Genomic DNA, 23,523 nt, shown 5'->3' with positions numbered 1-23,523 from the left:
GGGCGCCCCCATAGCCCAATCGGCAGAGGCAGGAGACTTAAAATCTCTGTGTTGTGGGTTCGAGTCCCACTGGGGGTACCCGCACGGGTGACCCGATCGCGATCCCCGCGCCTGTCGGCGCGGGGATCGCTGCGTTAACAGCAGGTGACGACGGGAACTTTGTGGCCCAGATGTGCGTTATACCCGGTAAGCTCGTAGCCAGAGAACTTTAGTGAGGAGCACATCCATGGCACTCGGTGGAAACCCGGTCTTCAACTCGCGGAACTTCCGCGAGCAGACAGGTGCGGCGCAGAACGGTCACAGCCCGGCTGGCGGCGTCGCGGTCGATCCGCGGCAGCAGGGCCAGACGCTGAGCCCGGAGCAGCTGCAGCAGATGTACACGCAGCCGTCGGCCGGTCCGGCCCAGACGGGCCGCATGACCTATGGCGACGTCATCAACAAGACGGTCCTGTGCTTCATCGGCATTCTGGCCGGTGCCGTCGTCGGGTGGCAGCTGCCCGGCCTGATGATGATCGGCCTCATCGCGGGACTTGTTCTCGGCCTAGTCAACGCCTTCAAGAAGGAACCATCGCCGGTCCTCATCATGCTCTACGCGCTGGCGGAGGGCCTGTTCATCGGTGGTTTGTCCGGTGTGCTGGAAGGGATGTACCCCGGCATTGCCGTGCAGGCGGTCATTGCGACCCTCTCCGTCTTTGCCGTGACTCTGGTGCTGTACCGCTCGGGTAAGTACCGTGCGACCCCCAAGATGACCAAGATGTTCATGATCGCGATGGCCGCCTACGCGGTCTTCTCGCTGGTGAACTTGGGCCTGATGCTCTTTGGCGTCACCGACAGCATGTTCGGCCTGCGCAGCGGCTGGATCGGCCTCGCAATCGGCGCTCTGGCCGTGCTGCTGGCCACCTACGCGCTGGTGCTGGACTTCACCTCCGTTCAGCAGGGCGTGGAGCAGGGCGCTCCGGCCAAGTACTCCTGGACCGCAGCGTTTGGCCTGACGGTCACCATGGTGTGGCTCTACGTCGAGATCCTCCGGATCATCGCGATCTTGCGCGGCGACGAGTAGCCTCCACCGCACCAGCACGACGGCGGCGCCTCACCGAATGGTGGGGCGCCGCCGTCGTTCTACATCCTGCATCTCTTGCTGCGCAAAAGGGCGACAAACTGACCAGTGGCTGCACGAATTCCTAGCACGTTTGACCCAGAACCGTCACGCACTGCGCACGGCTGGCCCCGGGGCGCTACCGTGGAGCCATGAACGCGCGTCACCCTGATCAGCCCGGCCTGTCCCACTACTTCTCCGGCGAACAGTTCACGCTCCGCGCGGGCGGTGCGGAGGCCACCATTGCCGCCCTCGCGGCCGCGTTGCGCGTCTATCGGCGCCACGGCGTGGACCTCGTCGAAACCTTTGACGCTGACGCCACCCCGCCCTTCGCCTCCGGCATCCTGCTGGCCCCCTGGCCGAATCGCGTGGCGGACGCCCGCTGGGAGCACGACGGCGTGACCCAGCAGCTCGACGTCACCGAACCGGCCACCGGCAATGCGATTCACGGCCTCCTGCGCAACACCGCCTACCGGGCGCTGGAGCACACGGAGGAGCGTGTGGTGCTCGCCGCGGAGATCTTCCCGCAGCATGGGTACGGCTACCGCATGACGCACGTGGCCGCCTACGAGCTCGATGACGACGGCCAGCTCTCGGTGACGCAGCGACTCGTCCACCACGGCGCGGTCGACGGCGGCTCGGCCCCCGCCGCACTCGGCGCACATCCGTTCCTGCGGGTGGGGGACGTCCCCACCGACCACCTGACCTTGACGACGACGGCGGAAACGTACCTGCCCGTGGACGAGAACATGATTCCCGTGGGCACCCGGGAGGCGGCCGGAGACATGAACTTCCGGGCCGGCCGCCCCCTCGAGGGGTTCCGGACGGACACCGCGTTCGGCGGGCTCGAGCTCGCCGGCGACGGCCGCTATCATCACCGCCTCGATGCCCCGGATGGCCGCGGCGTCGAACTCTGGGCCGACGCCACGTGTCCCTACGTCCACGTGTTCATCACGGACCAGTTCCCGGGCCGGGACGCCGTGGTCGCCCTCGAGCCGATGACGGCACCGGCCAATACCTTCAACACCGGCGAGGGCCTCACGTGGCTCGCGCCCGGCGAAGAGCTGGTGGCGCGCTGGGGGATCACTTCGTGGCTGTAACGCCGGGCGAGGACGGCGGACCCGCCCGGGACGCCTCCGAATCGGTCTCCTTCGGGGTGCGCGTGGCCGCGGCGTGGGCCTGGCGGGTGGCCGTCATCCTCGGGACGACGGGCCTGCTGGTGTGGCTGCTGAGCTATGTGTCCCTCTTGGTTATCCCGCTCATGATCGCCGCGCTCCTCTCCGGATTGCTTAGCCCGATTGTGGCGTGGCTGCGGCGCCTGAAGATGCCCGCCGGCCTCGCGGTCGGGCTCACGCTGATCACCTTCCTCGGTCTGCTCGGAGCGCTGGTGACGGTGGTGGGCCGGACCATGGCCCGTGGATTCGAGCCGTTGTGGACGCAAGCCATGGACGGGTTGGAAACCGTGGAGCAGTGGGTCTTCTCCGGCCCGCTGAACATGAGCAACGATGACGTCACCTCGCTGATCGACGAGGCCCTGCAGCAATTACGCCAGAACAGTTCGGAGATTCTTTCCGAAGCGCTCTCGTGGGGATCGGCGCTCGGCCACTTGGCGGCCGGCACATTGCTGGCCTTGTTTGCCCTGATCTTTTTCCTCCTCGAGGGCCGGCGCATCTGGGCGTTCGTGGTGCGCCTGGCTCCAACGCGGGCCCGGGCACCGATGGATGGCGCCGGGCGCCGGGGCTGGAGGAGCCTCGTCAACTACGTCCGCGTCCAGCTCTTCGTCGCGTTTGTTGACGCCGTGGGTATTGGATTGGGCGCCTTCATCCTGGGCGTGCCTTTGGCGCTGCCGCTGGGCGTGCTGGTGTTCCTCGGTTCCTTTATCCCCATTCTCGGCGCGCTGGTCACCGGCACCGTGGCCGTCTTGCTGGCCCTCGTGGCCAACGGATGGGTCAATGCGCTGATCATGTTGATCGTGGTCCTTGCGGTGCAGCAGGCCGAATCCCACATCTTGCAGCCGCTGGTCATGGGGAAGGCCGTCAGCCTGCACCCTCTCGCCGTCGTCGTGGCGGTTGCTGGAGGCACCATGGTCGCGGGCATCGCCGGCGCACTCTTCGCCGTGCCGGTCATGGCCATCGCCAACACCATGGTCAAATACGTGGCCCACCGTCAGTGGGAGCACGATCCGGATTTGGTGCCCAGCGGGCCGCCCATGCCCGCTCCACCCGACGTCGACGGCGAAGAACCGCCCCTGCCCCCTCGCCCCGTGCGTTCACCTGAAGAGAGAATCGATGACTGACACCACCCTGCCTGTTCTGCTGTCTGATGTGGTCAGCGCCGCCGAGCTGCTCGACGGCGTCGTGGACAAGACCCCGATTCAGCACTCCCGCGCGCTGAGCACGGCGGAGAACGAGGTCTTCCTTAAATGTGAAAACCTGCAGCGCGCCGGCTCCTTCAAGGTGCGCGGCGCCTACGTGCGCATGGCACGGCTCTCGAGCGAGGAGAAGGCGCGCGGGGTCGTCGCGGCCTCGGCCGGCAATCACGCTCAGGGCGTGGCCCAGGCCGCCCGGGCCCTCGGCATCAGTGCGCGCATCTACATGCCCTTGGGGGTCGCCCTGCCGAAGCTGACGGCCACCAAGGACCACGGCGCTGAGGTCATCCTGCACGGCCACAATGTGGACGAGGCGCTCGCCGAGGCCAAACGCTACGCGGACGCCAGCGGGGCCGTGTTTGTTCACCCCTTCGACAACGTGGACATCATCGCCGGGCAGGGCACCATCGGCCTCGAAATCCTGGACCAGCTACCCGACGTGGACACCGTGGTGATGGGCGTCGGAGGCGGTGGCCTCTTGGCGGGGGTCGCTACGGCCATTAAGGAGCGGGCGCGGGAGCTGGGACGTGAGATTCGCGTGGTCGGCGTGCAGGCGGAAAACGCCGCGGCCTACCCGCCGTCGCTCGCCGCCGATGCGCTGGTCCCGTTGGAGAAGGTTTCAACGATCGCTGATGGCATCGCCGTCGGCACCCCGGGGCAGCTGCCGTTTCAGGTGATCAAGGAGCTGGTTGACGACGTCGTCACGGTGTCTGAGGACGCGCTCGCGCAAGCTTTGGTGTTCCTCCTCGAACGCTCGAAGCTCGTGGTCGAGCCAGCCGGCGCCGTGGGCGTCGCGGCCCTGCTCGAAAACAAGCTGGCCGAGGCGGGCATCGACGCACGGCGCACGGCCGTGGTGTTGTCCGGCGGCAATATCGATCCGCTGCTCATGCTCAAGGTCATCCAGCGCGGCCTGTCCGTGGCCGGCCGCTACCTGACCGTGCGGATGATGCTGGACGACCGGGCCGGCGAACTCGCAACCATCTCCCGGGTCATCGCCGAATCGGATGCGAATGTCACCCGCGTGGACCACACGCGCATCGGGGGCTCGCTGTCGATGGGGGACGTGGCCATCACCATCGACATGGAGACCAAGGGGCACGAACACTCCGAGACCGTGTTGAATAATCTGCGCGCGGAGGGTTTCCAGCCCGTCGTCGTCAAGCTCTAGCCTAGGCAGCAGAAACGACGGCGGGGCGGCCACCGTAGGTGGTGACCGCCCCGCCGTCGTTTTGGACGAGTGCCTAGCCGGTGAACGGCTTGGCCGAGATGATCTTGACCTCGATCTTGCGGCCGTTCGGGGCCTCGTAGCTCAGGGTGTCGCCCACTTTGGCGCCATGTACCGCGGCGCCGATGGGGGACTTCTCGCTGTAGACCTCGAGGTCCGAATCGCCAGCCACCTCGCGGCTGCCGAACAGGAACGTGGTCTCTTCGCCCGCGATGGTGGCCTCAACGAGGGTGCCCGGCTCCACGGTGCCGTCGTTCTTCGGCGCCTCGCCGACATGGGCCTTTTCCAGCAGATCCTTCAGGTACAGGATGCGCCCTTCTGCCTTGGACTGCTCCTCACGCGCGGCGTGGTAGCCGCCGTTCTCCTTCAGGTCGCCCTCGGAACGGGCCTGTTCAATGCGGTCCACGATCTCTTGACGGCCGGGACCCTGCAGGTGCTCGAGCTCAGCGCTCAGGCGGTCAAACGCCTCTTGCGTGAGCCACACTGCGGCTTCGTTGTTCGTAGACACGTGTCTCTCCTTGATATGTCATAGATCACGGAAAATTCCCATGAACCATTCGAAGTATCTTAGCCAGAGACCGGGGCTGTCCCCAAAGAATCGCTGATTCGACGTGTCGAAATCACCCCGTGTGGGCATCCGGCAACGTCGGGCAGGGAAATTTAGGTCAGTTCCCAGCAGCTTTCCACGGTGCCGGACACACCCAGATACTCCGTCCGGACTGACACCGTCTCACGATGCGCCTCGCGGCCCGAATCGCCGGTGGCTGGGAAAGTCACGGTGGTGAAGCCGACGACGGCGTACGTTTCGTCCAGCACCTGCACGCCGCACTGCACGGTGGCGGCGGCATCCTTCTCGACTTGGAAAGTCACCGTGGCCTCGGTGGCCGAGTCGATGGAGAAGGAGAGGTCCTTGTGGGTGATGGTGGCGGAATTGGAGACGCCCGCGTAGGCGGCGAAGGCGACGCCGACCGCCAGCGCGCCGCCGATGAGCGCCGTCTTGGTGCGCTGGCCGAGGGCACGTTTCCGGGCCCCGTAGCGATTGGCTAGGCTGGAGGACGTGCCGGAGGTGTCAGTGCGGGAAGTCATCAGCACTAGTTTACGTTGTCCGTAACGTAGCGGCGTCCGCGACGGCGGCCGCCAGGCACCACTAGACGGATCACATCATCGTGAGGGAGACGCAGACGCGTGGATAATTCTCGAAAGGTACCGGTTCCCGATTCGACAGGACTGCGGATGTTGGCGGTGCATGCCCATCCGGACGACGAGTCGAGCAAGGGCGCCGCGACGATGGCCACCTATCTTCAGGCGGGGGCGCGCGTCATGGTGGCGTCCTGCACGGGCGGCGAACGCGGCGACATCCTCAACGCGGCGGTCGGAGAGTTGGCCCATGCCCACCGCGACCTGCCGGGGGTGCGCCGGCGGGAGATGGCCGAGGCGGCGCAGGCGCTCGGCATTGAACACCGCTGGCTGGGTTACGTGGATTCGGGCCTGCCGGAAGGCGACCCCCTGCCACCGCTGCCCGGGGGCTGCTTTGCCCTGCAGCCCGTGGAGCGGGCCGCGGCGCCGCTGGTCAAGCTCATTCGCGAGTTCAAGCCGCACGTGATGACCACGTACGACGAGAATGGTGGCTACCCGCACCCGGACCACATTCAGTGCCACAACGTGTCCGTCTTTGCGTTCGAGGCGGCTGCCGACCCGGAGTTCCGGCCGGAGCTCGGCGACGCTTGGAGCGTGTCCAAGGTCTACTACGACCGCGGCTTCTCACCGGACCGTTTCCTCACCCTGCACCAGGGCATGCTCGACGCCGGGCTGGAATCGCCCTACGCCGAGCGCATCAAGTTCATGCAGGAAAACGAAGGTCAGCCGATGTTCGCTTGGGTCAAGAATCACCCGACCACCACGCGGGTGCTCTCCAGCGACCACTTCGCCACCCGGGACGCCGCGCTGAAGTCCCACCGGACGCAGATCGACCCGGACGGGTTCTTCTTCGCTGTCCCCAATGAGATCGCTGCGGAGCACTACCCGTGGGAGGACTTCACCCTCGCGCGCCATCGGATCGAGGGGTATGAGGTGGACCCGAACGAGCCAGAGGACGATCTCTTTTCCGGCCTACGGGACTGAGCCCCGAGGTTTCGACGGCGCGTAGAAATTCGCGCGTACAATAGTGCGGGAGCCCGAGCAGGGCTCCCGCACTGAGATTGATCAACAGAAAGCGCTGACCGCCGTGAATCTCCTCTACGTTCTCGCCTCGGCTGACCCGTCACTAATGGACGCGCCAACGGGTGACGCCGCCCGCGAGATCGGCCCCGGATTCGTTGGATTTGTGGCCACCGCCTTCATCGTGATTGCCGCGATCTTCTTGATTCGAGACATGGTGCGCCGGATCCGCCGGGTGCGGTACCGCGGTGAGCTGGAGCAGCGGCAGGAAGAGCTCGTCGAAAAAGGCAAGCGCAGCTACGGCGACGGCGAGGACCAGCCGAAGGCCTGACGCGTTCCGCGGCGCCGTCGTCCGCGGTGGCCGAGGACCTCGTCACGCGCCAATCACGCTGCCACAATGGGCGGCATGGCCAACCGACTCACGGACGCACGTTCCGCCTACCTCCGCGCCCACGCCCACCAGCACGTGGACTGGTGGCCGTACGGCGAGGAGGCCTTCGCGGAAGCCGCGCGCCGGGACGTGCCCGTCTTCCTCTCCATCGGCTACGCGGCCTGCCACTGGTGTCACGTCATGTCGGCCGAAGTGTTCGACGACGCGGACCTCGCCGAGGCGCTTAACCGCCACTGCGTGGCCATCAAGGTGGACCGGGAAGAGGACCCGGACGTCGATGCCGCGTACATGGCCGCCACGCAAACCCTGACCGGCCACGGTGGCTGGCCCTTGAGCGTCTTCGCCCTCCCGGACGGGCGTGTCTTCCACGCCGGCACCTACTTCCCGCCCACGCCACGGCACGGACTACCCGCGTTCGGCCAGGTCCTCGCCGGCGTGCACGAGGCGTGGACTGAGCGCCGTGCCGAGGTCGAAGAACAGGCCGGCCACCTCGCCGACTACCTCGGCGGCCTCGCTGACTCGTCCCGTGACCTCTTAGGGCTTCACGTGGGGCAAGCGAGCAGCGATTCCTCCGGGCGGTCGCCTGCCGCCCGCGCCGCTTGGGACGGAGTTCTCGCTCAGGTGGAGCAGGACGAGCGGCCCACGGGCGGCTTCGCGCCGGCTCCGAAGTTTCCGCCCTCCAGCGTCCTCGATTTTCTCCTCACCGTGGCGGGGGACGATGGGACGAACCCGGACCTGGCCGCGCGTGCCGAGGCGCTCGCGGGCCGGACGCTGGCGGCGCTGAGCACCTCGGGGCTCTACGACCACGTCGGGGGCGGGTTCGCCCGGTACTGCGTGGACGAGGCCTGGCGCGTGCCGCACTTTGAAAAGATGCTCTACGACAACGCCGCGCTGCTGCGCCACACGGCGCGCTTCGCCGCCGCCACCTCCGGAGTCACCGGCCCCCAGGCCGTCGGGCGGGAGGCGATTCTGCGCGCGGCCCGCGGCACCGCCGAGTGGCTCATCCGCGAGCTGCTCGTGCGGGACAGCGAGGGCCGGCCCGCCGGTTTCGCCTCCTCATTGGACGCGGACACGGTGATCGAGGGCCGCCGCGTCGAAGGCGGCACCTACCTGTTCAGTCGGAGCGAGCTGCGTGCCTTGGCCGGCGAGCACTGGCTCACCCTTGAACCGCTGGTCGACGGGCGCAGTCCCGACGCGCCCACCGCCGCCGGCCGGCCCGCGGACGACGTCGCCGCCACGGTGGCGTTCGCAGCCCCGCCGAGCGGCGCGCAGTGGGCCGCGTGGGACGCGGTCCTGCCGGCCCTGCGTGACGCGCGGGCGCGTCGTCCGCACCCAGCGCGCGACGAAAAGGTCGTGGCCAGCTGGAATGGGCTCGCTGTTGCGGCGCTGGCCGAGGCGGGAACGCTGCTGGGAGAGCCGGAGTGGAACCGCATCGCGGCCGCGGTGGCCCAGTACCTGTGGCACGACCACGTGGACCCGCAGTGCTTCCGGGTGCGCCGCCTGGCCTATCGCCGGGCCGGCGGAATGCTGGAGGACTACGCCGGTCTGGCGCTGGCTTTCCAAGCGGTTGCTACGCATGCGAGCGACGCGGGCCAGGGGCGGCCGGGCGCACACGTCTGGAGCGAGCGCGCAGGGCACGTGCTGGAGGCCGCTTGCGGCCAGTTCGGCCTGAGCGGACTCGACCTCGCCGACGGGCCGGACAACAGCCTGCTGCGGTCCGCCCGCGGCGGCCGCGCCGGGCTTGAGGTGGTTGATTCAGCGACGCCGAGCCCGGTGGCGCTCTACGCGTCGGCTCGCGCGGCGCAGGGGGCCTTTGATGCTGACGCAGAGGCGGAACGCGAGGCGGCGCGGCTGGTGGCTCACGCCCGCCGCTTCGGCTCCCGGGCGCCGTCGTCCTTCGGGACCGCCTTGGCCGTCGACGTCCGGCTCGAGCGCGCCGCGAGCCTGGCCGTCGTCGGAGGCCACGCGCACGAGCGCCGAGCATGCCTGCGTTGGGCCGCCCTGGCGGGGATCACGGCGTGGGCGAGCCCCGACGTCGTCGACGCTGGTCCTGCGCTGGGCCGGGAGAAACCCGCCGGACCGAAGGGGGAGCTGCGCGCGTATCTGTGCCACGGTCACGTGTGCGCGGCGCCGGTGGAGAGCGTGGAGCAGTTGGAGGCGGTTAGGCGCCGAGCACGGCGAACATGATCGCGATGTAGTGGCAGACGAACCCGCCGACCGTGAAGGCGTGGAACAGCTCGTGGAAGCCGAACCACTCCAAGTGCAGGTTGGGGCGCTTGAGCGCGTAGAACACAGCGCCAGCGATATACGCGGCGCCGCCGGCGCAGATCAGGACGGCGGCGGGCACGGAGGCCGCGAAGAAGTCCCCGATGAACAGCAGGGCGGCCAAGCCCAGAATGATGTACACGGGCACGTAGAGGAAGCGCGGGGCGTTGGTCCAAAACAGCCGGAAGATGATGCCCGCGATGGCGCCGATCCAGACCCCGGCCAGCAGCCACGTGGCTTTCTGCTCCGGGAGGAGGAACGCGGCCAGCGGCGTGTAGCTACCGGCGATGATCAGCATGATGTTGGTGTGATCCAGCCGCTTGAGGATCATCCGCACCCGCGGCGACCAGTTGCCGCGGTGATACACCGCCGAGACGGAGAAGAGGAGCAGGCCGGTGACCGCGTAAATGCTGGTGGTCACCTTGCCGACCGTGCCGGGGGCCAGGGCGATGAGCACGATGCCAGCAGCGAGTGCGATGGGCACCATGCCGGCGTGGATCCAGCCCCGCAGGCGCGGCTTGAACTCGTCCAAGTTGATGGTGGCGAGTTTGAGTTTGGCGCGCAGGCGGCGTGCGGTGGCCGTGCTGAGGGGGCGGCGGCGGTGCCGTGGAGCCGGGGAGGAGGCCGGCGACGCGACGGTGTTGTGCATGAATGAAGCCTAACTTACTAACGAGTAACATGCTGTTGTGCCGGTCACGCAGCGCGCGGCCGCCACTGACGGGCCGGTGGGCACGGTAGCGTGGTGGTCACATCCCATGGCGCGGCAGGAGTGGAAGGAGGCGCCGTGAAGCTCCCTACGGTCCTCTACCGGTACTACGAACGGCGGCTGACGAAGTTCCTGACCCGCGAACTTCCGGCGGATAAATTGCCCCGGCACATCGGCATGATGGTTGATGGTAACCGGCGCTGGGCCAAATTGGCAGGGGCGCCGACCGCTCACGGGCATCAGGCGGGCGCGGACAACATTCTGCAGTTCCTCACGTGGTGCGAGGACCTCGGCATTCAGGCCGTCACGCTCTACATGTTGTCCACGGACAACATGAAGCGATCCGCCGAAGAGATTGAGCAGCTGATTGAAGTCATCGCCAATCTCCTCGACCGGCTGGGCCAGACGCCGGAGCGCAAGATCCACCCCGTGGGCGCACTCGAGCTGCTGCCCGAGCATCTGTCCAGTAAGTTGTGCGCACTCGCTGATCGCAGCAGTGACGGGACGGGGCTGGTGGTCAACATGGCTGTTGGCTACGGCGGACGCCGGGAAATTGTGGATGCCATCCGCGAGCACCTGAGGACCGAGGCGGCGGAAGGCAAGACGGCGGCACAGATTGCCGACGCCTTGGATATCGACGACATCTCGAAGTACCTCTATACGCGCGGCCAACCGGATCCGGACCTCGTGATCCGTACCTCCGGGGAGCAACGGCTCTCCGGGTTCATGACGTGGCAGTCCGCCTACAGCGAGTTCTATTTCTGCGAGGCCCTGTGGCCCGATTTCAGAAAAGTCGATTTCCTGCGCGCCCTGCGAGACTACGCCCGGCGGCAGCGGCGCTTCGGATCCTGACCTGCGCACCCGGCCGGCCAAGGGGCTCTCCGTGCGTCGCGTCGTTCGCGTTCACCGAGAATTAATGCCCCGCGCTCTAGGAAAATCACAACCATGTGATTAGCGTGGGCCTCAGAGGCGGCAAGCCCGCCGCCTCACCGGACACGCCACCTGGAAGAGCATGGATTTCACCATCGCGCTCGCACCCACACAGGGAGGCCGGTTTCGGCCTCGCGGCCGTGGCCGGACCACCCGAACCAGTCCGCCCTGGCGCCCTGCGCTATCGGGGCGGTGAGAGATGGGGAGCGAGCAGTGGCTGCAGAAACGGGAATGATGAGCACCGCGGCGGATGGGGAAGTCCGCCGAGGCGAGGTCGGCAGCGAGCCGTTGACCGGACCGCTCGCGGCAGCGGCAGAGGCAGCCGCCAGCGCCGAACGGCAAAGCGTCGGCACCAAGTCCTATGTGCTAGATACCTCCGTCATGATCTCGGACCCGAAGGCCCTCACGCGCTTCGCTGAGCACGAGGTCATTGTGCCGATCGTGGTGATCGCGGAGCTCGAGAAGAAGCGCCACGATGGGGAGATCGGTTACTTCGCCCGGCAGGCGTTGCGCTTACTGGATGAGCTGCGCGTCAGCCGCGGCGGACTCGATCAGCCGATCGATCTGCCCGACGGCGGCTCCTTGCGGATTGAGCTCAATCACGTCTCCACTGAGGTCCTGCCGGTGGGCTTTCGAGGATCGGACAACGATTCGCGCATCCTCGCCGTCGCCAAGAACTTCGCCGATGAGGGCCGTGACGTCACGGTGGTCTCCAAGGACCTGCCCATGCGCGTCAAAGCTTCCGCGATGGGGCTCAAAGCGGACGAGTACCGAAACGAGTTGGTTGCCGACTCCGGCTGGACCGGCACGGCGGAGATCTCCGTGGCGGATGAGGACGTCAATGACCTCTACAGCGAGGAGTCAGCCCACATCGTCGAAGCCGCTCAACTGCCCACGAACACCGGGCTCGTCCTGCAGTCCTCCCGCGGTTCCGCGCTGGGACGCATGGGCCAGGACGGGCGGACCCGCCTCGTCCGCGGGGACCGCGACGTCTTCGGTGTGCACGGGCGTTCCGCTGAGCAGCGGCTCGCCATCGACCTATTGACCGATCCCGAGGTGGGGATTGTTTCCCTCGGCGGGCGCGCGGGAACCGGAAAGTCTGCACTGGCCCTGTGCGCAGGTCTCGACGCGGTCTTGGAACGTCGCGAGCATAAAAAAATCGTGGTCTTCCGCCCGCTCTATGCCGTCGGCGGCCAAGACTTGGGCTACTTGCCCGGCAGCGAATCGGAGAAGATGAACCCGTGGGCGCAGGCCGTCTTCGACACGTTGGGCGCCCTCGTGAGCCACAACGTCATGGAGGAGGTCATGGAGCGGGGACTGCTGGAAGTCCTTCCGCTCACCCACATTCGCGGACGGTCGCTGCACGATTCGTTCGTGATCGTCGACGAGGCCCAGTCGTTGGAAAAGAATGTGCTCCTTACGGTGATGAGCCGGATCGGTCAGAACTCGAAGATTGTGCTGACGCACGACGTGGCCCAGCGCGACAATCTTCGGGTGGGGCGGCACGACGGCGTCGCGGCCGTCGTCGAGACGCTCAAGGGACACCCGTTGTTCGGCCACATCACGCTCACCCGGAGCGAACGGTCGCCCATTGCGGCGCTCGTCACTGATTTGCTCGAGGGCGCCTAAGGGGCCCCGAGGCCGAGGAATCGGGCCACCGCGTCGTGTCCCGCGACGTGGAGCGTCCACGGTGGCCGTCGCAGGGCCTGCGGGGTGATCCGCACGTACGTGACGTCTTCGACGGCGTCGCCCCACAACTCGCGGCGGCTGCCGTTCTCGGTGTAGCCCAGCGAGTGGGAGACGCCGAGCGAGGCGGCATTCCAGCTCGCCGCCTCGGACGTGGCCTCGGTGGCGCCGAGGTAATCGAACGCGTACACCAACCCGGCGGCGCGCATTTCCCGCCCCACGCCCCGGCCTTGGGCCGAGCGGCGCAGCCACGAGCCAGTGGTGACGCTGCGCACGGCGGTAAACCGGGCGGCGCGCAGGTCCTGAACACCCACGAACGCGCCGTCGAGCCACACCCCTAGTGGAATGGTCCACTGGTCTGGTCCCGTCTCGGCGCGGGTGCGCCACACGTGGACGGCCGTGTTCGTCGGCAACTGATCCCCGGGCACCGACGTCCATGGGAAGGTGAACGGGTTACGCTCTGGCGGGTGGATGCCAGAAGCCGCGGCCTCGACCATGGGGGACAAGTCCTCGTCTCGGATCACGCGCAGGAACAGCCGCGGCGTGCGCAATTCGAGGCCGAACAGTGGCCACAGGTGAGCTAACGACGCCGGTCCCATGGGGCGGCTACCACTGCCCGACGACCCACGGAATGTGGGCCCGCACGTCCGTCAACGAGGCCGACTGCTCGGTGAAGAGGTCGTCCGTAAGATCCTCGTTGACACCCAGAATCGTGACGCTGTGTCCCGCCCCGGCGTTGGGGCCGGCCAGGAGCTCGAGCCCCACGCACACGCTGGTGACCTCATCGATCTCCACGCGGCAGGGGACGGAGGGTTCTAACAACCCGACGGGCCCGTAGGCGGGGGAGTAGGAGAGGTTAGGAACCACCGTCGCGACCGACGTGGCGCGCCCCTCACGCTCCGTTTGCGCCAATTCATCGATGCGGACGGGTCCACCAAAGAGCTGTCCCTCGCGCGGCGGCGCCGCGCCGGCGAACTCCACCGGATCGAGCAGTGCCGTCAACCGGTCGTCCCCGAATCCCGGGTCGCCGTACCGGGCCTCTGGGCGGCGCAGCACCAGCTGATCGTCGTCGTAAACCGGGGCAATGAGCGCGGGTGGAAGCAACCACGACGAGCGCGTGCCCGCGACGTAGAACGCGTCGCGGCTGGAGGTGAGTTGCGGCGACGCCAGCAACACCCGGCCGGCGTCGTTGTCCACACGGAGGGCATCGGGACGCTTCAGGTGCACGCTCAGCGTCCCGGGGGCCGCGGACTCGGATCCCGGCTCGCCGTGCCGTGCCCGTGGCGCGATGATGCTCAAGGTGAAGCGAAGCGTGTGCCACCGCCACGGGGATGAGCGGCAGAGGCGACGGAATCTTGCAGCGGATTCGGCACTGACTGGCATATCCACAGCGTAGACGCTGCGGCCCCGTTCGTCAGTCCGGGTGCAGTAGCGTGGTGCGCATGCCCTACGTGTTCTCCCAGTACGCAGATGCCTCGGTGTTCGCCGTGTGCCTGCTGGCCGCCGCCGTCGTGGTGTTTGTGTTCCTCGGCACCCGGTTAGCGCTCATTGACGCGCGGACTCATCGGCTGCCCAACCGCCTGGTGGGGCCTTGGTACCTGTGCGCGGCGCCCCTCTTAGTGGGCGCCGCGCTGGCTGCTGGTGAGCCCGGCCACGTGCTGCGCATCGTCGCCGGCGGGGCCATCCTGCTGGCGTTCTATCTGCTGCTCCACCTCATTCAGCCCCAAGGCATGGGCATGGGTGACGTCAAACTCGCTGGCGTCTTGGGGATGTACCTGGGAGCGGCGAGTTGGGAACACCTGCTCCTCGGTACGCTTGCGGCGTTCCTGCTCGGCGGTGCCTACGCCGCCGCGCTCATCCTCACCCGCAAAGCCAGCAGGAAATCCATGATTCCGTTTGGCCCCTTCATGCTGGTCGGCACCGCGGCGGCGCTGCTGGTTGGCTAGCGGTGGTTCCCCGTCATCGTCGTGACGTCGAGTGCCTGATCCAACTGCTCCTCGGTCAGGTTCTCGCCGTCCACGAACCCGAGGGCGATCGTCGCCTCGCGGACGGTGATCTTCTCGGCGACGGCCTTCTTGGCGATGGTGGCCGCGTTCTCATAGCCAATGAACTGGTTCAGCGGCGTCACAACGGAAGGCGACGCTTCAGCGAGGAACCGTGCCCGCTCTCGATTGGCCTCAATCCCAGAGATCATCTTGTCCGCCATGACGCGGCTGATCGAGGTGAGCAGGCGGATGGACTCCAAGAGGTTGGCCGCCATGACGGGAATGCCAACGTTGAGCTCGAACGCGCCGTTGGTCGCGGACAGAGAAATGGTGGTGTCATTGCCGATCACCTGCGCGGCCACCTGGATGGCGGCTTCGCTGATCACCGGGTTGACCTTGCCCGGCATGATGGAGCTGCCCGGCTGCAGGTCGGGAAGGGCCACTTCGCCGAGACCCGTGTTGGGGCCGGACCCCATCCACCGGAGGTCGTTGTTGATCTTCATCAGTGAATAGGCGATGGTGCGCAACTGGCCGGACGCCTCCACGAGGGCGTCTCGATTGGCTTGGGCCTCGAAGTGGTTGCGGGCCTCAGTGATGGGCAGGTGCGTGTCCTCGGCGAGGAGCGCGATCACCTTGGCTGCGAATCCGTCCGGCGTATTGATTCCCGTGCCCACGGCGGTCCCGCCCAGCGGCACTTCTGCGACGCGGGGAAGCGATGACTCGATGCGCTCGATCCCGTAGCGAATCTGGGCCGCATATCCGCCGAATTCCTGCCCGAGGGTCACCGGTGTGGCATCCATCAAGTGCGTGCGGCCGGACTTGACGATGTCGGAAAATTCTTCCGCCTTGCGCTCGAGAGACGTCGCGAGATGATCGAGCGCGGGGATGAGGTCGTGCGTCAGCGCGCCCGTGGCGGCGACGTGCACCGAGGTCGGGAAAACGTCGTTGGACGACTGAGAGGCGTTCACGTGGTCGTTCGGGTGCACCGCCTTGGCGCTGCCGGCATCTTTGAGGTGCAGGCTGGCCAGCCCAGCGAGCACCTCATTCATGTTCATGTTGGAGCTGGTGCCGGAGCCCGTCTGGAACACGTCGATCGGAAAATGCGAGTCGTAGTCGCCCGTTGCCACCTTGTCGGCCGCGGCAACGATGGCGTCGGCCACATCCCGGTCGATGACGCCCAGGGACGCGTTGGCGTGGGCCGCTGCTTTCTTGACGCGCGCTAAGGCTGCGATGTGTGCCCGCTCAAGGCGCTTGCCGGAGATCGGAAAGTTCTCGACGGCGCGCTGCGTCTGGGCCTTGTAGAGGGCGTCGGCGGGAACGCGGACCTCGCCCATCGTGTCGTGTTCTATGCGGAAGTCTTCGCTCATAGTCCCCACCGTAGACCCATGGTGTCACCGGCGACTAGGGCATGCGTCATAGTCGCCGGTGACGTCAGAGGCCTCGCGGATCGGCCTAGAGATCGCCGTGGTGCGAGACCAGCTCGGCTTTGCCCTCAGCCAAGTGGTAGGTCACGCCGGCGATGGCCGTGCGGCCGGCGGCGACGGCGTCGTTCAAGCTCCCGGACATCTCCAGCAGGCGTGCCGAGGTCTGCTTGACGTGCTCCACCACCGTGTTGTCCACGTCCTCGACGTCGTTACGACGCGCGGCGACGACGCTCGGGGTGATGCGTTCGACGAGGTTGCGGATATAGCCCGGGGGCATGTCGCCGGAGCGGTACGCGTCAATGGCTGCGGTCACGGCGCCGCACGAATCGTGCCCCAGAATGACAATGAGGGGAACGTTCAACACGTCCACCGAGTACTCGAGCGAGCCCAAAACGGCCGGATCGATGACCTGGCCGGCGGTGCGCACCACGAAGACGTCACCGAGCCCGACATCGAAGATGATCTCCGCAGCGAGGCGCGAGTCAGAGCAGCCAAAGATCACGGCAAAGGGGCTCTGGGAGTTAACGAGCGCGTCGCGGCGCTCGGCGTTCTGGTTCGGGTGCGCGGTTTCGCCGGTGACGAAGCGGGCGTTGCCTTGCGTCAGCAGATCCCATGCTTCGGCGGGTGTTTGGGGGCGATGATCAACGTCAGTCATGCCCTCTAGCCTACGTCCAGCCTCTGGGGGCACGCAGGTCCGTGACGGCCGCGCGCTAGGCGGCGGCGATGACGGCCTCGGCGGCCGTTTTCAAATCCTCCGAACCGGAATCGCTGTTCAGCAAGACGGTGGTGCCGGCAACCTCTCCCACGAGTGTGACCGAGCGAACCCCATCCTCGTCAAGGGTCTCCCGTTCTTCCCAGTCGACGCCGCCGATCGACCGGCTGCCGGTGACGGGGGCGGAGTCGGCATGTTGGCTAATCCACGTGGGGTTGGCGGCATCGGTCTGCTTGATCCACACGAACCCCTCGTCCGTGGTCAGATAGCCGACCTCCCAGTAGGACACGCCATCGCTCGTGCCAGACTTCCAGCGCGCAAAGTTTGCGGTCCACTCTGGGGGAACCTCCGCGACGACGGGAGTGAACGACGCCGCCTGTTCCGCTTGGGCGGCTACCGCGTCGACATCGACGTTGGGGTCGAAGTTGTTTTCCTGATTGAACGGATTGAGGAACATCACAGGGATGACGACCGCCAGGGTGAGGAGCACCGAGATCACCATGCCCTTGAGCGTCTGGTTGGCGCGCTTGGCTTGGGCCTGGGTCAGAATCGGCTTGGGAAGTTCTTCGTCACTCACCTTTCTATTGTGACTGATCGCGAAGCACACGGGCGACGCGGACGCCCAGCCGATATGATCGACTGAGCGGGGAGCGCCCGTAACGCCGATCTCAACGACGAGGACTTAAGTGACAGAAGACACGAATTTCGCCCAGTTGTCCCCCCGACTCTCCGTCGGCGATTCCGAACCTGACCGTAACCTGGCCCTCGAACTGGTCCGCGTGACCGAAGCCGCCGCCATCGCCTCGAGCCCGTGGGTGGGTTTGGGAGACAAGAACCGTGCCGATGGTGCGGCGGTCGACGCCATGCGCTCCTTGCTCTCCACCGTGAACTTCAACGGAGTGGTGGTGATTGGCGAGGGCGAAAAGGACGAGGCCCCGATGCTGTATAACGGCGAGCACGTGGGCAACGGTGGTGGCCCCGAGGTGGATGTCGCCGTCGACCCGATCGACGGCACGCGCTTGACCGCGCTCGGCATCAACAACGCGCTCTCCGTCTTGGCCGTCGCCGAGCGGGGTGCGATGTTCGACCCGTCCGCAGTGTTTTACATGGAGAAGCTCGTCACGGGCCCGGAAGCCGCCGATCTCGTGGACTTGCGCCTGCCCGTGAAGCAGAACTTGCACCTGATTGCCAAGGCGAAGAACAAGCCGATTAGCCAGGTGACCGTCTGTGTCCTGGACCGCCCACGGCACCAAGAGCTCATCGATGACATTCGCGCAGCGGGTGCCCGCACCAAGATCATCCTCGACGGTGACGTGGCGGGCGCTATCGCCGCCACGCGTGAGGACACCGGCGTCGACGCGTTGATGGGTATCGGCGGCACGCCGGAGGGCATCGTGACCGCGTGCGCCATCCGCGCGCTGGGCGGTGTGATTCAGGGGCGCCTCTGGCCGCAGGACGATGAGGAGCGCCAGCGTGCCATCGATGCCGGCCATGATCTGGATCGCGTGCTGACCACCGAGGACCTCGTCACCAGCGACAACTGCTATTTTGCGGCGACGGGCATCACCGACGGGGACCTGTTGCGCGGGGTGCGCTATAAGAACAACACCATCCGCACTCAGTCGATCGTGATGCGCTCGAAGTCCGGGACCATTCGCTTCGTCGACGGGGAGCACCAGGCCAAGAAATGGGAGCCCTACACTCGCTAGGCTGACTCGTCCCACGACGGCGGCAGGGTGACGGCATATGCCGTGGCCGTGCCGCCGTCGTCGTTGCCGCCGGCGGTGGAGTGCGCGCTGCGTGCGACGACGGGTGCTTCGCTGGCGGGGATGAACACGGAGTCACCGCGACTGAGCCGCAGTGTACCCGTCGGCGAGTCCAGCAGGAGCGCACCATCAGTCACGAGGACGACGGCGGGGCCGCGCTGATCGACCGCGACGTCGCTCTGCGCCCCAACCCGCAGGACTTGCAGCTCAAACTCGTCGAACCCGGGCCGGTAAATCTGCCGGCCGAGTTCGTCCTCGACCGGCTCCACGCGGGGGACGGGCAGGGGGCGAAAGTCGACCGTGGACAGCAGTTCTGCCACGTCGACGTGCTTGGGCGTCAATCCTCCGCGCAGGACATTGTCCGAACTGGCCATGACCTCAATTCCCAGACCGCGCAGGTAGGCGTGGACATTCCCGGCCGGCAGAGCGATCGCCTGGCCGGGGGCGAGCTGGACGTGATTGAGCAGCAGGGAGATCAAAACGCCGGGGTCTGCCGGGTAGTGCGCCGCCAGCCGTTCTAGCTCGGCCACGCCCGCCTCATGCGTGGCGCGGGCCGCGGCCGGCGCCACGGCGGGAACCTCGGCGACGAGCGCGGACACCTCAGGGGGGACCGCGCGCTCGGCTCCGCCGAGAAGGTAAGCAAACGCCGTGTTGAGTTCACCGGCCGACAGCGCCGCCCGGACGGTTGCGACGGCCCGCCGCGCACTCACGGAGAGCCGACCGGTGGCTTCGAGCGCACCGAAGAGCGCGCCGGCCTCGGCCGGTTCGCGGAACCCGCACAGGGCCGTGAAATCGGTGAGCGCCAGAATCATCTCCGGCTTATGGCACGGGTCCTTGTAGTTGCTTGCCGGGTCTGCCGGGTCGCCACCTGCCGCGCTCTGTTGCGCAAAGCGGGCCGCGGCCTGATCGGCGGTGGGGTGGACCTGCAAGGAGAGAGGAGAGCCGGCTGATAGCACTTTGGTCAAGAAGGGCAGGCGCCCGAACTTCGCGGCAGGGCCGGCGCCGAGCATGCCCTCTGGGTCTGCCGCGATGACCTCATCCAGACGCTGCCCGTCCGTCCGGTCGGCGTGGCCCACTAACCGCGACGGGGCCCCGGGATGGGCGCCCAGCCACAGTTCTGCTTCCTGAGCGCCGGTGGGCTCGTAGCCGAGCACAGCCGAAATCTGGCCGTCAGTTCCCCACGCGTAGTCACGGATGGTGTTCTGCAGACGAAACACTCCGGCTCCCTTCCGCTGCGCCTAGGCGCTGCAGTCGCTGTTATTGGCGGCGATGAGTTCTAGTAGGTCCGTCCGGCCGATCTGTTCCAGGGTGATGAGATAGTCCTCGGTGAGCTCAGACCCGTCCGGTTGAGTGGTGGGCGCCGTCGTGGTCCAGCCCTCGATCTGTTCAGACGTCCCGGAGTCCGCTGACTCCGTTTCCGCCGGTTCGTCGTCGGCAGCGGGGGTGTCCGCTTCCGAACCCGCTTCATCTTCCGCCTGTGCCGGGGCTTCTGGCTCCGGTTGCTCGGCCGGGGCCGACGATTCGTCCTCGGCTGCCGCGGAGGCGCTTACGAGCAGCTCATCGATCCGCGTGTGGATTTGATCGAAATCCGGATACGTGGAGAACTGGTCCGCGCTGGTGCCGAAGTCCGGTGCACCCAATGTCAGGCGCTCAAAACTGTGGTCCCGGGCCTTGTCGGCGAGGTTGAGGAAGCTGCCCAACTGGTCCTGCGGAATGTTGGTCTCGACGAGCTGCTCGCCAGCGGACATGATGTCGCTAAAACGCGTCAAGACCGTCTGCGGATTGAATTGCTTGATCATCGCCTGTTGGAGGCACTGTTGACGCCGAATCCGGTGGTAGTCGGTCGTGAAATAGCGCGAACGTGCGTACCACAGCGCATCCGCGCCGTCGAGGTGCAATTCCCCCGGCTCGAACCATCGGGTGCGCACCGCCATGTCGTCCCGCACCGGACCCCGGTAGGGAACCCAGCCGCCCGAGTCCACGGTGACACCGCCCATGGCGTCGATCAGCTGCTCAAAGCCGCCCATGTCCACGAGGACGTACCCCTGAACGGGGAGGCCGGTGATGCCTTCAGCCGCGTCCAGCATGGCCTCGGCGCCGGCGTTTGAGCCCTCAGGATAGAGGTCCGCATAGTCGGCTTCAACCACTGGGTAGAGGGCATTGAGGATGCACTCGTCGCCGCAGCTGAAGCCGTCCGGGAAGACGTCGGCCAGCGGTGAATCTTCCGGGAACGGCGCGTTCTGGAAGTTGCGGGGGAAGGAGATGATCGCCGTGCGTCCCGTCTCCGCGTCGATGCTGAAGAGCATCATCGTGTCCGGACGCAGGCCCTCACGTGTTTCGCCGGCGTCGCCGCCCATCACCATGATGTTGTAGCGTCCGTCCACCGGGTCCATGGCGGGGCCGGAAGAGAAGACGTTGAGGATGGTTCCGCGGCTTGTGTTCATCACAAAGGAGCCGTAGCCCAGGACGCCCGTGGTGCAGACCAGAGCCACGACGGTGGCGCCGACCAGGGCGCCGCGGGCCCCGGGGGCAAGGAGCGAAGGGCGGATGATCGCCAGGGTATTGATGAAGAGCAAGAGCCAGCCGATGGCCAGCACCAAGAGCACGATCGCCGCGACCAACTGCACACTGGGTTGGGCGAAGAGGGAGATGAGCCACGCACGGTTGACGAGGGCCACGACGAGCGCCACCAGCACGATGCCCCACACCGTGATCGTGACCGTGAGCGCGCGGCGGCCCACCGTGCGGTTTCCGGCGACGACCTGAGCGCCTCCGGGAACGAAGATGGTCAGCAAGAGCAGAAAGAAGGCCCGCTTGGTGCGGACGGGCGCTGGAGCCTGCTCCGGATTCCGCACGGGATCGGTGAGCCGGGGGCGTCGTGAATCAGTCATCGTGTCTCGCTAGGCGTGATCGCCCGTGCCGTTCTCTGCAATGCGCTGGCGCAACGCAGCGCCCTTGTCCGCAGCGACCTGCCGTAGCTCGGCGGAGAAGTCCACCAGCTGGCTCCGCAGCCGCTCGGCGACATCGCCCTCGCCGCTGGCGAGCATGCGCGCCGCCAACAGGCCCGCGTTGCGGGCGCCGTTGATGGAGACCGTGGCCACGGGCACGCCAGCGGGCATCTGGACGATCGACAACAGCGAGTCCATTCCGTCCAGAGTCTTGAGCTGGACCGGCACGCCGATGACCGGCAACGGCGTCACCGAGGCCAGCATGCCCGGCAAATGTGCTGCCCCGCCGGCTCCGGCGATGATGACACGCAGTCCGCGCTCGTGGGCGGCCAGTCCGTAAGCGATCATGTCTTGCGGCATCCGGTGCGCCGAGACGACGTCGGCCTCGAACGGGATGCCGAGTTCCTCGAGTGCTTGGGCGGCCAAGCGCATGGTGGGCCAGTCCGAGTCCGATCCCATGACGACTGAGACGAGCGGCTGCGTGTTGCTCATGCTGGTTCCTTCGTTCAACGGCACTGAGTCCAAGGCAGTGCCCGCGGTGGGTGGGGTTTACCGGCCGTCTCGAATGAGTGAGGCGACGCGGTCCGCACGGGCCCGCAACGATTCGATGGTTTCCCCGGGCTCTGCGACGACGTTGACGTGCCCGATCTTACGGCCAGGGCGCACCGACTTGCCGTAGGCGTGGACCTTGACTCGTGGCTCCGCCGCTAAGGCTGCCGGGAACAGGGCGTACAAATCATGGTTGTCCCCGCCCAAGTAATTCTTCATGACGACGCGCTCGCCGAGCACCGACGTGTCGCCTAAGGGCAGATCCAGCACGGCGCGCAGGTGTTGTTCAAATTGGCTGGTGACGCAGCCATCCATGGTCCAGTGGCCGGTGTTGTGCGGGCGCATCGCCAGTTCGTTAACCACGAATCCGGCCGGGTGGGAGTCCGTCTCGAAAAGCTCCGCGGCCATGGTTCCGGTCACGCCGAACTCCTCCGCAATGGTCAGTGCGGCGTCACGTGCGGCCTGTTCGACGGCCGGATCCAGCGCAGCGGCCGGGGCAATCACTTCGTCGCAGACGCCGTCGACCTGAATGGTGTGGACCACTGGCCACGTCCGAGCCGTGCCGCTCGGAGTTCGGGCCACCATGGCGGAGAGCTCTCGAGTAAACGGGACTTTCTCCTCGGCCAGCAGCGCGTCAAAAGTGCCATCGAACCAGTCGCTGCAGTCTCGCGCAGCGGCCGCCGAGTCAACGATGCGCACGCCCTTGCCGTCGTACCCGCCGCGCGGCGTCTTGAGGACCACCGGCCACCCGATCTTCTCGCCGAAGGCGATCAGGTCCTCGACGGTGGCGACGGCGTCCCACTGGGGATTGGGCAGGCCCAGCTTCTCAATGGCTCGCCGCATGACGAGCTTGTCTTGGGCGTGCACCAGTGCGGCCGGGCGCGGCTGTACGTTGACGCCGTCGTCAATGAGCGCCTGCAGGTGGGCGTTCGGGACGTGTTCGTGATCAAAGGTGATGACGTCTTTACCGCGGGCGAAGTCCCGCAGCGCCTGAAGGTCCGTGTAATCACCGACGGGGGCGTGGGCCACGGCGGACACCGCGGAGACGTCGGGGCCCTCGGCCAAGACGTGGAGCTCGACGCCCAAGTGCACGGCCTGCGGGGCCATCATCCGGGCGAGCTGGCCGCCACCTACTACACCAATCACAGGAAAACTCACCCGCCCAGCGTACCGAAAGCGACGCCGACCACCCGAACCCGTGAGCGCCGGCACCTCGATTTTGGTACCGATTCACAGCGAACACGTAGCGGACACCCGTAGACTGGTCGCCACTATGCCGTCCGGCCGTGGCGCTCTCTTGAGAAAAACGGATCGC

Annotated in this window: 23 protein-coding genes and 1 tRNA gene; 12 read left to right on the top strand and 12 right to left on the bottom strand. The window is 66.8% G+C overall.

Features of this window, described 5'->3' with window-relative positions; all coding sequences use genetic code 11:
• The first annotated feature begins 4 nt into the window (after positions 1–4).
• The 5 genes from IW252_RS03925 to ilvA all read left to right on the top strand — a co-directional run bounded on the left by IW252_RS03925 (position 5) and on the right by ilvA (position 4,632).
• A tRNA-Leu gene (locus IW252_RS03925) sits at positions 5–78 on the top strand.
• Between the two features lie 148 nt (positions 79–226).
• Entirely contained in the window at positions 227–1,060 is an 834-nt protein-coding gene (locus IW252_RS03920; protein ID WP_196835370.1) for a Bax inhibitor-1/YccA family protein, read from the top strand.
• 188 nt (positions 1,061–1,248) lie between these two features.
• On the top strand, positions 1,249–2,196 hold the full coding sequence (locus tag IW252_RS03915) for an aldose 1-epimerase family protein (protein ID WP_196835369.1): 948 nt from the start codon (positions 1,249–1,251) through the stop codon (positions 2,194–2,196).
• Complete coding sequence (locus IW252_RS03910; protein WP_196835368.1) at positions 2,187–3,392, top strand: AI-2E family transporter; 1,206 nt, start codon at positions 2,187–2,189, stop codon at positions 3,390–3,392. The genes IW252_RS03915 and IW252_RS03910 overlap by 10 nt, the downstream gene beginning before the upstream one ends.
• Entirely contained in the window at positions 3,385–4,632 is a 1,248-nt protein-coding gene (gene ilvA, locus IW252_RS03905) for a threonine ammonia-lyase (RefSeq protein ID WP_196835367.1), read from the top strand. Before IW252_RS03910 ends, ilvA begins: the two co-directional genes overlap by 8 nt.
• A gap of 73 nt (positions 4,633–4,705) precedes the next feature.
• Here the strand turns inward: ilvA and greA are convergent, their stop codons facing one another.
• Together greA and IW252_RS03895 are read right to left on the bottom strand one after the other, a co-directional pair.
• Positions 4,706–5,197 (bottom strand): transcription elongation factor GreA, encoded by a 492-nt coding sequence (gene greA, locus IW252_RS03900; protein ID WP_196835366.1) that lies wholly within the window; start codon positions 5,195–5,197, stop codon positions 4,706–4,708.
• Positions 5,198–5,349: 152 nt separating this feature from the next.
• Positions 5,350–5,775 carry a DUF4307 domain-containing protein gene (locus tag IW252_RS03895; RefSeq protein WP_196835365.1) on the bottom strand — a complete coding sequence of 142 codons (426 nt, stop codon included), beginning with the start codon at positions 5,773–5,775 and terminating at the stop codon, positions 5,350–5,352.
• Between the two features lie 147 nt (positions 5,776–5,922).
• Between IW252_RS03895 and mca the strand changes: the two genes are divergently transcribed.
• From mca to IW252_RS03880, 3 genes are all read left to right on the top strand, one after another.
• Positions 5,923–6,810, top strand: coding sequence for a mycothiol conjugate amidase Mca (gene mca, locus IW252_RS03890; protein ID WP_196837085.1), 888 nt, complete (start codon positions 5,923–5,925; stop codon positions 6,808–6,810).
• Between the two features lie 43 nt (positions 6,811–6,853).
• Positions 6,854–7,177 carry a hypothetical protein gene (locus tag IW252_RS03885; protein ID WP_196835364.1) on the top strand — a complete coding sequence of 108 codons (324 nt, stop codon included), beginning with the start codon at positions 6,854–6,856 and terminating at the stop codon, positions 7,175–7,177.
• A gap of 75 nt (positions 7,178–7,252) precedes the next feature.
• Complete coding sequence (locus tag IW252_RS03880) at positions 7,253–9,424, top strand: thioredoxin domain-containing protein (protein WP_196835363.1); 2,172 nt, start codon at positions 7,253–7,255, stop codon at positions 9,422–9,424.
• On the opposite strand, the gene trhA is transcribed toward IW252_RS03880, so the two are convergent.
• Positions 9,399–10,151, bottom strand: a complete 753-nt coding sequence (gene trhA / locus IW252_RS03875) for a PAQR family membrane homeostasis protein TrhA (protein WP_196835362.1) — start codon at positions 10,149–10,151, stop codon at positions 9,399–9,401. The genes IW252_RS03880 and trhA overlap by 26 nt on opposite strands.
• Before the next feature lie 135 nt (positions 10,152–10,286).
• On the opposite strand from trhA, the gene IW252_RS03870 reads away from it, so the two are divergent.
• Both IW252_RS03870 and IW252_RS03865 read left to right on the top strand, forming a co-directional pair.
• Positions 10,287–11,060: an isoprenyl transferase gene (locus IW252_RS03870; RefSeq protein WP_196835361.1), complete on the top strand. Its 774-nt coding sequence runs from the start codon at positions 10,287–10,289 to the stop codon at positions 11,058–11,060.
• 312 nt (positions 11,061–11,372) lie between these two features.
• Positions 11,373–12,767, top strand: coding sequence for a PhoH family protein (locus IW252_RS03865; protein ID WP_231366208.1), 1,395 nt, complete (start codon positions 11,373–11,375; stop codon positions 12,765–12,767).
• Here the strand turns inward: IW252_RS03865 and IW252_RS03860 are convergent.
• The gene (locus IW252_RS03860; RefSeq protein WP_196835360.1) at positions 12,764–13,423 is read right to left on the bottom strand and encodes a GNAT family N-acetyltransferase; all 660 of its coding nucleotides are present in this window, start codon (positions 13,421–13,423) and stop codon (positions 12,764–12,766) included. The genes IW252_RS03865 and IW252_RS03860 overlap by 4 nt on opposite strands.
• A 7-nt stretch (positions 13,424–13,430) precedes the next feature.
• Positions 13,431–14,123: a hypothetical protein gene (locus IW252_RS03855; protein WP_196835359.1), complete on the bottom strand. Its 693-nt coding sequence runs from the start codon at positions 14,121–14,123 to the stop codon at positions 13,431–13,433.
• A gap of 143 nt (positions 14,124–14,266) precedes the next feature.
• On the opposite strand from IW252_RS03855, the gene IW252_RS03850 reads away from it, so the two are divergent.
• A complete protein-coding gene (locus tag IW252_RS03850; RefSeq protein WP_196835358.1) occupies positions 14,267–14,770 on the top strand; it encodes a prepilin peptidase in 504 nt (167 codons plus the stop codon).
• On the opposite strand, the gene IW252_RS03845 is transcribed toward IW252_RS03850, so the two are convergent.
• The 3 genes from IW252_RS03845 to IW252_RS03835 all read right to left on the bottom strand — a co-directional run bounded on the left by IW252_RS03845 (position 14,767) and on the right by IW252_RS03835 (position 17,522).
• The gene (locus tag IW252_RS03845; protein ID WP_196835357.1) at positions 14,767–16,176 is read right to left on the bottom strand and encodes a class II fumarate hydratase; all 1,410 of its coding nucleotides are present in this window, start codon (positions 16,174–16,176) and stop codon (positions 14,767–14,769) included. The genes IW252_RS03850 and IW252_RS03845 overlap by 4 nt on opposite strands.
• 85 nt (positions 16,177–16,261) lie before the next feature.
• On the bottom strand, positions 16,262–16,888 hold the full coding sequence (locus tag IW252_RS03840) for a carbonic anhydrase (protein WP_196835356.1): 627 nt from the start codon (positions 16,886–16,888) through the stop codon (positions 16,262–16,264).
• Between the two features lie 55 nt (positions 16,889–16,943).
• Complete coding sequence (locus IW252_RS03835) at positions 16,944–17,522, bottom strand: DUF4245 domain-containing protein (protein WP_196835355.1); 579 nt, start codon at positions 17,520–17,522, stop codon at positions 16,944–16,946.
• A gap of 109 nt (positions 17,523–17,631) precedes the next feature.
• On the opposite strand from IW252_RS03835, the gene glpX reads away from it, so the two are divergent.
• Positions 17,632–18,654 (top strand): class II fructose-bisphosphatase, encoded by a 1,023-nt coding sequence (glpX, locus tag IW252_RS03830; protein WP_196835354.1) that lies wholly within the window; start codon positions 17,632–17,634, stop codon positions 18,652–18,654.
• Here glpX and manA read toward each other — a convergent pair.
• Genes manA through IW252_RS03810 form a run of 4 tightly spaced genes read right to left on the bottom strand, consistent with a single transcriptional unit; the run spans position 18,651 to position 23,366 of the window.
• Positions 18,651–19,928 (bottom strand): mannose-6-phosphate isomerase, class I, encoded by a 1,278-nt coding sequence (gene manA / locus IW252_RS03825; RefSeq protein ID WP_196835353.1) that lies wholly within the window; start codon positions 19,926–19,928, stop codon positions 18,651–18,653. The two genes, glpX and manA, sit on opposite strands and share 4 nt — an antisense overlap.
• Before the next feature lie 21 nt (positions 19,929–19,949).
• Complete coding sequence (locus IW252_RS03820; RefSeq protein ID WP_196835352.1) at positions 19,950–21,602, bottom strand: LCP family protein; 1,653 nt, start codon at positions 21,600–21,602, stop codon at positions 19,950–19,952.
• 9 nt (positions 21,603–21,611) lie between these two features.
• Positions 21,612–22,151, bottom strand: a complete 540-nt coding sequence (gene purE / locus IW252_RS03815; protein ID WP_196835351.1) for a 5-(carboxyamino)imidazole ribonucleotide mutase — start codon at positions 22,149–22,151, stop codon at positions 21,612–21,614.
• 57 nt (positions 22,152–22,208) lie between these two features.
• The gene (locus IW252_RS03810) at positions 22,209–23,366 is read right to left on the bottom strand and encodes a 5-(carboxyamino)imidazole ribonucleotide synthase (protein WP_196835350.1); all 1,158 of its coding nucleotides are present in this window, start codon (positions 23,364–23,366) and stop codon (positions 22,209–22,211) included.
• Between the last annotated feature and the right edge of the window lie 157 nt (positions 23,367–23,523).

Source organism: Zhihengliuella flava (genome assembly GCF_015751895.1).
Taxonomy (GTDB): domain Bacteria; phylum Actinomycetota; class Actinomycetes; order Actinomycetales; family Micrococcaceae; genus Zhihengliuella; species Zhihengliuella flava.
The sequence above is the reverse complement of the archived record's forward strand: the minus strand, read 5'-3'. Positions and strand labels throughout refer to the sequence as shown.

Bases quoted from the DNA above. Each gene is read 5' to 3' on its own strand.
- IW252_RS03865 (WP_231366208.1), top strand. From the start codon at position 11,373: ATGAGCACCGCGGCGGATGGGGAAGTCCGCCGAGGCGAGGTCGGCAGC.
- IW252_RS03920 (WP_196835370.1), top strand. From the start codon at position 227: ATGGCACTCGGTGGAAACCCGGTCTTCAACTCGCGGAACTTCCGCGAG.
- trhA (WP_196835362.1), bottom strand. From the start codon at position 10,151: ATGCACAACACCGTCGCGTCGCCGGCCTCCTCCCCGGCTCCACGGCAC.
- purE (WP_196835351.1), bottom strand. From the start codon at position 22,151: ATGAGCAACACGCAGCCGCTCGTCTCAGTCGTCATGGGATCGGACTCG.
- mca (WP_196837085.1), top strand. From the start codon at position 5,923: ATGTTGGCGGTGCATGCCCATCCGGACGACGAGTCGAGCAAGGGCGCC.
- IW252_RS03880 (WP_196835363.1), top strand. From the start codon at position 7,253: ATGGCCAACCGACTCACGGACGCACGTTCCGCCTACCTCCGCGCCCAC.
- ilvA (WP_196835367.1), top strand. From the start codon at position 3,385: ATGACTGACACCACCCTGCCTGTTCTGCTGTCTGATGTGGTCAGCGCC.
- IW252_RS03845 (WP_196835357.1), bottom strand. From the start codon at position 16,176: ATGAGCGAAGACTTCCGCATAGAACACGACACGATGGGCGAGGTCCGC.
- IW252_RS03915 (WP_196835369.1), top strand. From the start codon at position 1,249: ATGAACGCGCGTCACCCTGATCAGCCCGGCCTGTCCCACTACTTCTCC.
- IW252_RS03840 (WP_196835356.1), bottom strand. From the start codon at position 16,888: ATGACTGACGTTGATCATCGCCCCCAAACACCCGCCGAAGCATGGGAT.
- IW252_RS03860 (WP_196835360.1), bottom strand. From the start codon at position 13,423: ATGGGACCGGCGTCGTTAGCTCACCTGTGGCCACTGTTCGGCCTCGAA.
- IW252_RS03820 (WP_196835352.1), bottom strand. From the start codon at position 21,602: ATGACTGATTCACGACGCCCCCGGCTCACCGATCCCGTGCGGAATCCG.
- IW252_RS03850 (WP_196835358.1), top strand. From the start codon at position 14,267: ATGCCCTACGTGTTCTCCCAGTACGCAGATGCCTCGGTGTTCGCCGTG.
- IW252_RS03895 (WP_196835365.1), bottom strand. From the start codon at position 5,775: ATGACTTCCCGCACTGACACCTCCGGCACGTCCTCCAGCCTAGCCAAT.